At 54.3% G+C, this 11,817-nt stretch carries 11 protein-coding genes and 2 tRNA genes; 7 read left to right on the top strand and 6 right to left on the bottom strand.

Features of this window, described 5'->3' with window-relative positions; all coding sequences use genetic code 11:
• Together Q3981_RS06420 and Q3981_RS06415 are read right to left on the bottom strand one after the other, a co-directional pair.
• Positions 1-515: Na+ dependent nucleoside transporter N-terminal domain-containing protein (locus tag Q3981_RS06420; RefSeq protein WP_303124570.1), on the bottom strand; the 515-nt coding region annotated here is incomplete at its 3' end.
• A gap of 2 nt (positions 516-517) precedes the next feature.
• Positions 518-970: a cytidine deaminase gene (locus tag Q3981_RS06415; RefSeq protein ID WP_180962445.1), complete on the bottom strand. Its 453-nt coding sequence runs from the start codon at positions 968-970 to the stop codon at positions 518-520.
• Positions 971-1,193: 223 nt separating this feature from the next.
• Here Q3981_RS06415 and Q3981_RS06410 point away from each other — a divergent pair, with 223 nt between their 5' ends.
• Together Q3981_RS06410 and deoC are read left to right on the top strand one after the other, a co-directional pair.
• Positions 1,194-2,489: a thymidine phosphorylase gene (locus tag Q3981_RS06410; RefSeq protein WP_303124558.1), complete on the top strand. Its 1,296-nt coding sequence runs from the start codon at positions 1,194-1,196 to the stop codon at positions 2,487-2,489.
• Positions 2,490-2,556: 67 nt separating this feature from the next.
• Positions 2,557-5,109: a deoxyribose-phosphate aldolase gene (deoC, locus tag Q3981_RS06405; RefSeq protein ID WP_303124557.1), complete on the top strand. Its 2,553-nt coding sequence runs from the start codon at positions 2,557-2,559 to the stop codon at positions 5,107-5,109.
• A gap of 192 nt (positions 5,110-5,301) precedes the next feature.
• Here the strand turns inward: deoC and Q3981_RS06400 are convergent.
• Positions 5,302-5,374: transfer RNA gene (locus Q3981_RS06400), tRNA-Lys, on the bottom strand.
• A 527-nt stretch (positions 5,375-5,901) separates the two neighbouring features.
• Here Q3981_RS06400 and Q3981_RS06395 point away from each other — a divergent pair.
• Entirely contained in the window at positions 5,902-7,086 is a 1,185-nt protein-coding gene (locus tag Q3981_RS06395; RefSeq protein ID WP_303124556.1) for an Ig-like domain-containing protein, read from the top strand.
• A 138-nt stretch (positions 7,087-7,224) separates the two neighbouring features.
• On the opposite strand, the gene Q3981_RS06390 is transcribed toward Q3981_RS06395, so the two are convergent.
• Positions 7,225-8,142, bottom strand: a complete 918-nt coding sequence (locus Q3981_RS06390; RefSeq protein WP_303124555.1) for a Cof-type HAD-IIB family hydrolase — start codon at positions 8,140-8,142, stop codon at positions 7,225-7,227.
• Positions 8,143-8,290: 148 nt separating this feature from the next.
• Here Q3981_RS06390 and orn point away from each other — a divergent pair, with 148 nt between their 5' ends.
• Positions 8,291-8,959, top strand: coding sequence for an oligoribonuclease (gene orn / locus Q3981_RS06385; protein WP_303124554.1), 669 nt, complete (start codon positions 8,291-8,293; stop codon positions 8,957-8,959).
• 92 nt (positions 8,960-9,051) lie between these two features.
• Positions 9,052-9,127, top strand: a tRNA-His gene (locus Q3981_RS06380).
• 149 nt (positions 9,128-9,276) lie between these two features.
• On the opposite strand, the gene Q3981_RS06375 is transcribed toward Q3981_RS06380, so the two are convergent.
• Positions 9,277-9,561 (bottom strand): DUF3618 domain-containing protein, encoded by a 285-nt coding sequence (locus tag Q3981_RS06375; protein WP_296136207.1) that lies wholly within the window; start codon positions 9,559-9,561, stop codon positions 9,277-9,279.
• 287 nt (positions 9,562-9,848) lie between these two features.
• Between Q3981_RS06375 and bcp the strand changes: the two genes are divergently transcribed.
• Complete coding sequence (gene bcp, locus Q3981_RS06370) at positions 9,849-10,376, top strand: thioredoxin-dependent thiol peroxidase (RefSeq protein WP_303124553.1); 528 nt, start codon at positions 9,849-9,851, stop codon at positions 10,374-10,376.
• A gap of 29 nt (positions 10,377-10,405) precedes the next feature.
• Here bcp and Q3981_RS06365 read toward each other — a convergent pair whose 3' ends face one another.
• Positions 10,406-11,284 (bottom strand): glutamine amidotransferase, encoded by an 879-nt coding sequence (locus tag Q3981_RS06365; protein ID WP_303124552.1) that lies wholly within the window; start codon positions 11,282-11,284, stop codon positions 10,406-10,408.
• A 126-nt stretch (positions 11,285-11,410) separates the two neighbouring features.
• Between Q3981_RS06365 and Q3981_RS06360 the strand changes: the two genes are divergently transcribed.
• Positions 11,411-11,817 (top strand): hypothetical protein (locus tag Q3981_RS06360; protein WP_303124551.1); only part of this gene is annotated, 407 nt, incomplete at its 3' end.

Genomic DNA, 11,817 nt, shown 5'->3' with positions numbered 1-11,817 from the left:
CCGGTCATACAGGTAAATAACTCGGATTTCGTCAGCTTCTTGATATACGGCTGAATGAGAAGGGGTGCTTCACTCTGCCCCAGAAAAATAACGGTTGCGGCGAAAACAGATTCAACCTTGGAGGTCCCCATGAGTTTCCCGAGGGCGCCGCCGACGTATTCAACAACAATTTGAATGACACGGAGATAGTACAGAACACCAATGATGGCACCGAGGAAAATGATGACTGGGAGAACATTGAGTGCAAAGACGAACCCGATTTTGTCCCCAAACAAGGGACCGAAAACGAATTCTGTTCCTTTGTCGGTATAGCCGATGAGCTGGTCGATACCCTCCGCTAGCCACTTGAGAGCGTGATATCCGGGCCCCCACTTCAGGACTAACAGAGCCAGAATTACTTGGAGGGCAAGGCCAGTGCCCAGCGTCCGCCAGTTAATTTTGGACCGATGTTTAGATAACGCAACGCCGAGAGCAAGGATAATGGCAATACCAATTAGCCCTTGAAATCTTTCCATGATTACCCCTCCAGGTCTTCAGGGCCGAAGGAAAATGGGAGAATTGATTCAAAGGGTAATACAAATGGGCGCGATTCTTTCTCCACGATGACACGAGAACAGCCGAATTCCCTCAAAACCTGCCGGCACGCACCACAGGGCCAACACGGTTCAGCCTTAAGACCGACGATGGCAACTGTGTCGATACGGGGAACGTCTCCACTTTCCGCAATCATGCGAAAGGATGCTGTTCGTTCCGCGCAATTCGTTAAACCATAGCTGGCGTTTTCTATGTTGCACCCAGTGATGGTCTTACCCTCCGTGGTGCGAATAGCAGCACCGACGGGGAACTCACTGTATGGCACGTATGCACCTTTGGCAGCGTCACGTGCTTGTTCTAGCAGTGCGATATCCGCTGCAGCGTCAGAAAATTCACCCCGAGAACTGCCGACGTCGGAAGCGTTCTTTTCAATCATGATGTGTCCTCACGATCAAGGAGCCACGAAGGGTGGCGTCGTCAAGTAAGCCTGCGAACATATGTGAAAAAAGATATTGACATACGTTCCGACTGTTATGATAATTGAGATCACAACGGGGAAACAAGAGTTGGTTACGTCACACTTTAAGCCTTATGGCGCATCCCCACTCCCGCCTCACAGGTGACCTCACGGTACACCGGAACACTGATTGGAGTACTACATGGCTGAGCATTTCGATGCCGTCGACGTTATCCGCACCAAAAGAGATAAGGGGGAGCTTTCCCAAGATCAGATAGATTGGGTGATCGACGCGTACACCCGCGGAGTCGTCGCTGATGAACAAATGTCTGCTCTCGCAATGGCTATCTTCCTCAATGGGATGAACCGGCGAGAGATCGCGCAATGGACCCAGGCGATGATTAATTCCGGTGAGACGATGTCCTTTAGCTCACTGTCTCGTCCAACTGCGGATAAGCACTCGACCGGCGGTGTGGGCGACAAAATCACCCTCCCCCTCGCTCCACTGGTGGCATCGTTCGGAGTCTCCGTTCCACAGCTCTCCGGACGAGGGCTCGGCCACACTGGCGGAACACTGGACAAATTGGAATCGATCCCGGGCTGGCAGGCAAACCTGTCTAACGATCGCATGATGCAGATGCTCGAAGATCCCGGATGCGTCATCTGTGCCGCCGGCTCAGGGCTCGCACCAGCGGATAAGAAGCTCTACGCACTGCGTGACATCACCAGCACCGTGGACTGCATCCCTCTGATCGCAAGTTCAATCATGAGCAAAAAGATCGCGGAGGGCACGGGCGCGCTCGTCCTCGATGTCAAAGTTGGTTCAGGAGCTTTCATGAAAACTCTTGACGACGCTCGCTTACTGGCTCAAACAATGGTGAACCTGGGAACCGACGCCGGGGTCAAAACGGTCGCGCTGCTCACAGATATGTCCACGCCGCTGGGGAAGACTGTCGGAAATTCCCTCGAGGTCAGGGAATCACTGGACGTTCTCGCTGGTGGCGGGCCCGCCGACGTCGTGGAGCTCACCTGTGAACTAGCCCGTGAAATGCTCAGTTTGGCGGGAGTTCGCGACGCTGACGTTGAAGAAGCTTTGAAGAATGGCCGTGCAATGGACACCTGGAAGTCCATGATTCGCGCCCAGGGTGGCGACCCCGATGCTCCGCTGCCCACCGCACAACACACGGAAACTGTGTACGCGGATGCGGATGGCGTGATCACCGAACTCGACGCTCTTGCCATCGGTGTGGCTAGCTGGCGATTGGGTGCCGGGCGTGCACGCAAAGAAGATCCGGTTCAAGCTGGCGCTGGGATTGAAATCTTGGTGGACCGCGGCCAAAAGGTCACGAAAGGCACCCCCTTGTTCACGCTTCATTCTGACGACACGGACCGGTTCGAACGCGCTCTGGAATCACTCAACCAAGGCTGGAGTATCGCTCCTAGCGAGGAGGGCGTTCCTACACCACGTCAGTCCGTCGTTATCGAAAAAATCAACTAGCCCCCGGCCGTTGTTCAGTGCCCATAAGGGGCATTGAACAACTTTTGTTCAATTCTTAGGAGAAACTGTGCCTACTACGCCAGACAGTCTTTCATCTGGTACGAACACACCCTCGCGTGACGAGGTCGCCTCCATCGTCGACCACACTCTTCTCAAACCTGAATCAACGCATCACGACGTCGCCGAGCTGATCCACGAGGCCACTGAGCTCGGAACGTATTCCATCTGTGTCTCTCCGTCGATGCTTCCCGTCACCGTTCCCGACGGACTCCATGTAGCCGCGGTATGTGGCTTTCCGTCCGGAGCCCACGCCAGTGAGATCAAAGCCGAAGAGGCCCGCCTGGCAGTCAATAATGGCGCAGATGAAATCGACATGGTCATCAACCTGGCGGCAGCAGCCGAAGGCGACTGGGCCACCGTCGAAAAGGACATTCGCGCGGTCCGGGATGCCGTTCCCTCGCCCACTGTTCTTAAAGTCATCCTAGAAACTGCTCTTCTTTCCGACGACGATATTGTCGCCGCATGTAACGCTGCTAAAGATGCTGGCGCGGATTTCGTCAAGACGTCGACAGGTTTCCACCCCAGTGGTGGTGCGAGTGCTCACGCCATTCGCCTCATGCGCGAGACCGTCGGGCCTGACATGGGGGTTAAGGCCTCGGGCGGAATTCGAACAGCAGAAAAAGCACTAGAAATGATTGCTGCGGGGGCAAACCGCCTGGGCCTTTCTGGAACACGAGCCGTTCTGGATGGCCTCGCGACGTCTCCTGACAGTGACGACTCTACGCATGACGACATCCTCGCCCGCGCGGAAAAATGGGCAGATAGCGATGTTGATTCCACAGATGCTGAAACGATCCGAGAACTCATCAAAACACGGAACATCGACGAATTAACCGCTCGCTTCTCTGGACCACTGCAATTCGGAACTGCTGGTTTACGTGGAGAAATCGGGGCCGGGGAATCACGGATGAACCGGTCCGTCGTCATCAAAGCCACCGCAGGTCTCGTATCGTATTTAACCGAGTCCATAGGATCCGCACCCGTCGTCGTTATTGGCCATGATGCTCGCCACGGGTCGGCAGAATTCGCTACCGATGCGGCTGAGGTTATTAATGCTGCTGGGGGCCATGCGCTACGTTTACCGAGCCATTTGCCTACCCCGTTACTCGCGTTCGCAGTTCGGCATTTGAAGGCTGATGCCGGCATTATGGTCACCGCTTCTCACAATCCACCGCGAGATAATGGATACAAGGTCTATCTAGGTGGACGCATGACCGACCAGTGGGGCAACGGCGTACAAATCGTCCCGCCAGATGACAGCAACATTGCTAATGCAATCGCACAAACAGGTCCGGCGAAGGACATCCCGCGTTCGTCAGAGGGCATTACCTTCCTTGGTGAGGAAGTGCGCGAAGCCTATCTCGCAGCTCTCGAGACAGAAACGGAACCATTCCGCACGGCGGAAGCTGCCATCAAAAACGACGGCTCATCCATGTCCAACGAATCCCACAGTTCGTTCCACAGTGATATTTCCATCACCCTCACTGCAATGCATGGCGTTGGGTCCGAAACCGCCACAAAGGCGCTCAATAAAGCGGGGTTCACCAATATCACCCTCGTCAAGGAACAAGCTGAACCGGACCCGGACTTCCCCACCGTTTCATTCCCCAATCCGGAAGAAAAGGGAGCCCTGGATCTCGCTCTCAGCACCGCTCAACGTAGCCAGGCTGACGTCGTGATCGCTCTGGACCCCGACGCTGATCGGTGTTCCGTCGCCATTCCTACAAAGACCAGCGACACCACTGGGAGCGATGGGTCATCGACGGAACCGACGTATCGCCAATTGACTGGTGACCAAATTGGTGGTCTGCTCGGTGACTTCGTCGCACGTACAAAGTTGCTCCCGGTTCACCTGAATTCAGGCTCGGATGCAGACGCAGCCTCATGCGATGTTACCGCTCAGACGTCGGATTCAGTCTTTGCCAACTCCATCGTCTCGTCTCGTCTACTAGGAGCTATTGCAAGCAAGTATGGCCTCAATTACGGACCTACATTGACGGGCTTTAAATGGATCGGGCGTACCCCGGACTTGGCATTCGGTTACGAAGAAGCGATTGGCTACTGCACCTACCCACACATCGTCCGGGACAAAGATGGGGTGTCGGCAGCCGTTACCGTTGCTTACCTCGTGGATTCTCTCCATCGAGAAGGCAAAACGGTAGACGATCGTCTCATGGAGATTGCTCGCGACAACGGAGTCTACGCCACGACTCAGGCCGCGTTCCGGGTTGAGAACCGCCAACGAATCGTCGATGGCATGTCCAAGCTAAGGACAACTCCGCCGGCTGAATTTGCCGGATCGCCCATCACGGAGTTCGCGGATCTCGCGGACGGTTACCACGGTTTACCGGGAACAGATGGTGTCCTATTCCTTACGGAGGACAACACACGCGTCATCTGTCGGCCTTCTGGGACTGAGCCGAAGCTCAAGTGCTATCTCGAGGTTGTCTTACCCGTTGATGAGGACGCAACAGCAACCGAAATCATGGCGCTACAAACTAAAGCCCAGGCAAAGCTCGAGCAGGTCCGGGCAGAAATAACCGTAGCGACCGGGTTCTAAGCACCCGCCTGAAGGAAGGCCTTTGTGGGTTTCCGGTGCCTGCCGACGACAGGTTTCGCACCGATTGTTTAATCAGTCGGTGCAATCCGGGGCATGTCGTGTAACCCTCGTATAACCCGGATATTTTTGGAGACTTTTGGGTATAAAGAATCCCCAGCTAGAGACTTAAACGCGTTCTAGCTGGGGCTTTCGTGCGCCATCAGGGACTCGAACCCCGAACCCGCTGATTAAGAGTCAGCTGCTCTGCCAGTTGAGCTAATGGCGCAGAAACACAACGATCACCTTGGTGATAAACGTCGCGTTGTTGCAATACGAGAACCGGGTAAATCCGCGGTGTTGCAACGAGGAAGAACTATAGCAACCTCTCCCGAAACCAACAAATGTCCAGCTCATTACGATATAAAACGACACCGAACAATCGTCGGCAACAAAATTCATACCGGCTATGTAGCCCATCTCGCTCGTGGGAAACTCAACAGACCGATCAATCAACTGAACATTCATGAGCCCCACACAGAGTGTTTGAGCAACCACATTGAATTCCACACAAAGCGTTATGGAGTCGTTCAAGGATTGTTCCCAAGTTGTTACCGCGCAAACACCCCGATTCTTCACAACGTCGCTTAAAGTTCTCTAGTACGATAAGAATCAACTTTATGGACACATCACTGAAGGCGAGTGATCCAGAAGGTGTAACGCGAGGACCTCTCGCTGATATATCGTGTATGAACGGCTGCACACACGCAGCGAATGACGAATGTGTAAGGGTGGAAAATGCCACAACGTAGGTTCATGCGTAGCAAGCACGCACGCATGATCATTTCCGCTTTGGTGGTCACCGGAGTGATCGGAGTATCGGGCTGCACACTCCAAAAGGTTGAAAGCGGAAGTACGTCCAACAGAGCGAAAACCTCTGAGATGAAAGAGGACGCCAAGCCTGTTGCCAGTGTCTCCGACGGCGATACCGATGTTTCGGTCATTGATCCCGTCACCGTTAAGGCTGGTAGCAAGCTATCCGACGTCTTACTCACCTCTTCGGATGGGACAGAAGTTAAAGGTCAATCAGAAAACGACGGGAAGTCGTGGAAAACTGACGAGGACCTTGGCTACGGCAAGACCTATACCTTGACCGCCACGGCCAAAGACAAGAAGCTTAATTCGACGTTCACGACGGTGTCTCCAACCTATCCAATGTCACCAACCGTCACCCCTGGTGATGGCATGAAGGTCGGCGTTGGACAGCCCTTGAGTATCGACTTCGGTGACTACGTCACCAACAAGAAGAAGATCGAAGACAACGTTGAAGTCACCACAGAGCCCCATGTCGACGGATCCTTCTATTGGGTAAACGAACGTCTCCTGCGTTGGCGCCCGAAGGATTACTGGCAGCCAGGCACAAAGGTCACCGTGAAAACCAAGCTCTACGGTAAAGATCTCGGCGAAGGCTCCTATGTCAACGACGATGTCAGCTCCAGCTTCACGATCGGTGATCAGATTATTGCCACTGCCGACGACAACACCAAAGAAATGGTTGTCAAGAAGAACGGCGAAGTTGTGAAGACGATGCCCATCTCCATGGGTTCGGCTTCCTACCCCACTCCGAACGGCGTGTACTTCCTGGGAGACCACAACCCCTCCATGATCATGGACTCCTCGACGTTCGGTCTGCCGACCACTGCGGCTGGCGGATACCGCAGCACGGTGAACTACGCGACCCAGATGTCATTCTCCGGCATCTACGTCCACTCCGCACCGTGGTCGATCGCGCAACAGGGAAATACAAACGTTTCCCACGGTTGCCTGAATGTTAGCCCCGAGAACGCGAAGTGGTTCCTCGAAAACACCACCATTGGTGACATCGTTGAGGTCAAGAACACGCAAGGTGGACAACTTTCTGGCACCGACGGACTCGGCGACTGGAACATTCCATACGACAAGATCGTGGAAAGCGGTAAGAACGGGACAGTAGTCCAGTAATTACCTAGTACCCTTCACCCTAAAGATGGCCGACAGCTACGCCCCCTAGCTGCCGGCCATCATTGCATTCGTACGCCGTGCAGACTGTTCCTCGCACAGTCTGCAGGCATCTCCGCGCATCACCCGCCCACGAGCGAACTAGTGCGCCCCAGAGGTGCCGTCGAAAAGATGACGAAGGACCTGAACAACCCCCGCCTCCGTATTAGCGGGAGCGCAATAGTTCGCTTCCTCCATGATCGTGGGATGCGCGTTCTCCATCGCGAACGAGTACTGCCCCTCGGCGATCATTTCGCGGTCATTGAGATAATCACCAAACACTGCCGTCTGCTCGCGAGTCACCCCCAGAGACTCTTGTAACCGACGCAGCGCCACCCCCTTATTCACGCTGCTATCCATGACGTCGATCCAATGCTGCCCGGACACCACCGGTCGGTAACGGTCATCGAGCGCCCCAAAGACGCTCTCTGCCGCGGACTCGGCATCGTCGAAATCATAAATAGCGAATTTAAGGAAATCATCCTCAACGTCGGCAACATCGGGGACGATGTCTAACGATGCGTAGTACTTACGCGCTTCGGCCAGAAAAGCGTCGTCGTCCCTGTCGACATATGCACCGTCTGCAGCACACATGACGAGACCTAGGTTGCGCCCGTCATCCACTCCCCTGCGGACAGCGTGAATAACTTCGTGGGCAATCGACTCTGGAATGACGCTCTGCCACACTCTCTCACCCGAGTGGATAACGAGATTCCCATTCTCGGCGATAAAGTCGTTCGTCTGCGGCAGAGAAACCCTTTCGCGGACTCCTTCGACGTCTTCCACGCCTGTCGCACCACTATCGGCCGGCTGAAACATCTTGGTCAACGTCGCTAATTGACGACCACTAGCTGGCACAAACGTGACATTGTGCTCGGCTAACAGGCTATAAACCTCCCAAAACCCCTCGGGAAGTTGCGAATCCCCATCCAACAGGGTGCCATCCATATCGCACACAACGAGGCGAATATCGAGCTCACGGGGATCTATATCCCTCCACATAATTCCGCGATGCTGCATAAACCACAGCTTACGGAAAGGCTATGTCGCGGTGTCACCGTGGCCCACATCATCGGGCGGACTTTGTCACTGAGGCGAACTACACTAGCAGCGGATAGAAACCACATATCAACTAACGACGATCAACACGCGTGGGAGAGCAGAAATAATGACAGAATCCAACGAATCAAATACCACCGACGCGGCAGCACGCAAACCTGAGGACTCGAAGCTGGACCGCATTGTATGGATCGACTGCGAGATGACCGGCCTCGATCCAAGCACACACGTTCTTGTCGAAATTGCCGCCATCGTTACCGACGCAAACCTCAATATCCTTGACGAGGGCCTGGATATCGTCATTCACGCCACTGATGACGAGCTGGCGAAGATGGACGATTTCGTTACCCAGATGCACACCAAGAACGGCCTCACTAATGAAATCCGCAAGTCCACCGTGTCCGTGGGTGAGGCAGAAAATGAGGTTCTCGATTACGTCAAGAAGTGGGTCAACGCGCCGCGGACAGCGCCGCTAGCAGGTAATTCCATCGCTAGTGACCGGAAATTCATTGCGGCGTACATGCCGAAGCTGGACGAGTTTTTGCACTACCGCATGATTGACGTCAGCTCCATCAAAGAACTCGCCCACCGTTGGTACCCCAAGGTCTATCAGAACCAGCCTAAGAAGGGACTAGCCCACAGAGCATTAGCCGACATCAAAGAGTCGATCAGAGAGCTGGACTACTACCGCCGAGCCGTCTTCATCACAGATGATCAGGGAGCCGACGAACGAATCCAATCGGCGGCAGATGAGGCCTCTCGACGGTACCCGATTTAGCAGTTCACGACGTGATTTGGGAACTACCCACCATCTGTTCTAGTATTTACAGCGCTGCGCAGCGTTCTTGTGAGAACAGCGTCGCAGCAATGGTGACTGTAGTTCAGCTGGTAGAGCACCAGGTTGTGATCCTGGGTGTCGCGGGTTCGAGCCCCGTCAGTCACCCCAACGAGTCCCTCCGGCACTTCGGTGTTGGAGGGACCTTCGTCATTTCGAGGCCGCTAGAATCCGCCGCTCTTAATTAAGAATCTCGCAGCCCCGTACAACAAAACCGCACTCCACAAAGAAGTGCGGTTAGCGCGAATCTGCTAATAGGGCTAATTGTTCCGGTGAGCCGACAGGAGCTTCTGGATTTCCTTAATCTCCTTGGATTGCTTCCTCTTGCTCCGCATTGTCAGCAGAACCACACCAGCCACGGCGACGCCAATACCGATGAGAACCTTTTGAACCTTCGGGTCCTGAATAAGCGACGTTGCCTTCTCTTTGGCATCGTCGGCAATCGCATTCGGGTTGGCCCGATCTGCGAGCTCATCGAGGGTGCTGGCTAATTGGTTACGAGTACGTTCAAGATCACTCTGGATTGCATCAATGCTGCGAGCCACAGGGTCTCCTTAATCCGGTCACGGATGCTAGTCCCACGGGCATTACATGGCCCACGAAATAGCACTTTTCTGCTCTTACTCTACGGTAATGGACAACCACAATGCACGACTAACCAGGGTGCGCCGACACCGAAATTTCGCAAAACAGAAAACTGTTTGTTCGCCCGTCGAGGCTAAGACAAAGCCCGCACCGGAAAAAGCCCCCATACTGCATCTAGTCGTGGCGCACACACTTCCCCTGCGATGGATCGGCCCCGCGCATTCACTTCCGGGTACCCTCAAAAGCTATGAGTGGTTCAGAGTCACATACACAGCCATCAGCCGAGCAGAACTCGTCAACCCCACGTCGGCTAGAAAAAGGCGATCCTGCCCCGCAGTTTTCGTTAACCTCAGACGCGCAAACCCAGGTGTCGCTGTCGGATTATTCGGGCAAGAAAGTCCTGGTCTACTTCTACCCCCGCGCGAACACACCCGGATGTACCAAGGAAGCATGCGATTTCCGCGACAATCTGTCTGTGCTTGCCGACGCGGGAATTGACGTCGTCGGTATTTCCCCCGATTCCCCCGAGAAGCTGACGAAATTCAAGGAGAAGTACGGGCTTCCTTTCCCCTTGTTATCGGATCCTGACAAAGAAGTTATGAAAGCATGGGGCGCGTTCGGGGAGAAGAAGAATTACGGCAAACTTATCCACGGTGTCATCCGCTCCACCTTTGTTGTTGGTGAGGACCAGACCATCGAGTTTGCCAAGTACAACGTCCGAGCTACGGGCCATGTTTTGCGCGTCCTCAGAGATCTTGGCCTGAGCGATAAATAATTCGTGGCGGTATCTGTCCTGAGTGCCTTTTACTCCACGAGCCCGGCGCGGCGCAGCCATTCAGTCACCATTACTGTCGACGCTCTCTTCAAGGCTGATCCTTTGCCAGCCGCGTCGCCACGTAGAGACACAATGTCAACACCATGGGCGCGCAAGTCGCTTGTGTGCCCGATCAACCACTTTTCGACAGCAGACGAGTCGAATTCCGGGTGGAATTGGAGCCCCAACGCCCAGGTGCCAATGGCGAAGGCTTGGTTGGGATATCCAGGCGTATTGGCGAGGTTCACTGCGCCCGGAGGCGTCGAAAAGCAATCGCCGTGCCAGTGGAGGACGTCGACGCCCGCAAGCGTTTTCATGGGCGACTGAGCGCCTTCCTCGGTGACGTTGAGGGGCGAAAACCCGATCTCCATTGCGCCGGGTGAACCGCCTAATCCACTCCCCGCGGGTTTCACTTCGCCTCCCGCAGCTAGCGCCATCAGTTGAGCGCCCAGGCAGATTCCGATGATCGGTGCCTCCTGCGACATCCGTCGCTTGATCGCGTGTTCTTCGTCGGCAAGAAATGGGTACAGTTCTCTATCGTGAACACCGATCGGACCACCAAGGACAATCAGTAAAGCTGCATTCATGACCCGGTTTTCATCAAGAGGATCGACACCCATGTCGATATAAGCGACGCGAAAGCCCAGTTGAGAGAGGGTTTCTCCCCAAGTTCCCAGGTCCTCAAACGCTAAATGTCGCAGAACGAGAACCTCGTGTGGTGAGGCACCCTGACTGGGGTTATCGTGACCTGACTGTAATTGTTCCGAACCTTTATGTATTTTATGACCCTGTAACGGATCTTTCTGAGGATCGGCGCTGGTACATTTGCCGGGCTGTGGATGAGAGTTCTGGGCGGAGGCCGTATTCATGTGCTTATTCTAACCGCGAAACGCTCTACTCTGGAGTGCTTAGTGTGGCTGGAATGCTTAGCGTGACATATGCACACGAGACGGATCCACTTAATAGATGAAGAACGCGAATCGGAGATTATGATAATGGAAATTAATGCCTACTCCACTCTCACGGAATACAGTGAGCCACGGGTGGCATCTAGCCCTGTACAAAGCCAGGGTTTGCCCCATATCAATCCCACTAATTCTTCATCTGATTATCCGGCTGGCTTAGATTCCTCGGACAACGTCGAATCCCCCTCGGCAACATCAGAGGGGCAGGATTCGAGCGAAGCCACAGAAAATCCAAAGCAGTCGAGCACTCTCGATTATGAAGCGCTCAACACTTTTAGCGCTCACATTCACGAGCTTTATGAATACATTTTTTCTCGCTTTAATGTCAGTGCGGGAAGTGGGCAATTCCCTCAGGAAGCTTTAGATCTTCTGGAACACTTACGGTCGACGCAATGGCATTACAGTTTCGAAGCCAATGCATCTGATCCTTCTACATA

Source organism: Corynebacterium sp. (assembly GCF_030530965.1).
Lineage (GTDB): Bacteria > Actinomycetota > Actinomycetes > Mycobacteriales > Mycobacteriaceae > Corynebacterium.
The sequence above is the reverse complement of the archived record's forward strand: the minus strand, read 5'-3'. Positions and strand labels throughout refer to the sequence as shown.

Excerpts from the sequence above, each read along its gene's own strand:
- Q3981_RS06365 (WP_303124552.1), bottom strand. The coding sequence starts at position 11,284 with ATGAATACGGCCTCCGCCCAGAACTCTCATCCACAGCCCGGCAAATGT.
- orn (WP_303124554.1), top strand. The coding sequence starts at position 8,291 with ATGACAGAATCCAACGAATCAAATACCACCGACGCGGCAGCACGCAAA.
- Q3981_RS06395 (WP_303124556.1), top strand. The coding sequence starts at position 5,902 with ATGCGTAGCAAGCACGCACGCATGATCATTTCCGCTTTGGTGGTCACC.
- Q3981_RS06390 (WP_303124555.1), bottom strand. The coding sequence starts at position 8,142 with ATGCAGCATCGCGGAATTATGTGGAGGGATATAGATCCCCGTGAGCTC.
- bcp (WP_303124553.1), top strand. The coding sequence starts at position 9,849 with ATGAGTGGTTCAGAGTCACATACACAGCCATCAGCCGAGCAGAACTCG.
- Q3981_RS06410 (WP_303124558.1), top strand. The coding sequence starts at position 1,194 with ATGGCTGAGCATTTCGATGCCGTCGACGTTATCCGCACCAAAAGAGAT.
- Q3981_RS06415 (WP_180962445.1), bottom strand. The coding sequence starts at position 970 with ATGATTGAAAAGAACGCTTCCGACGTCGGCAGTTCTCGGGGTGAATTT.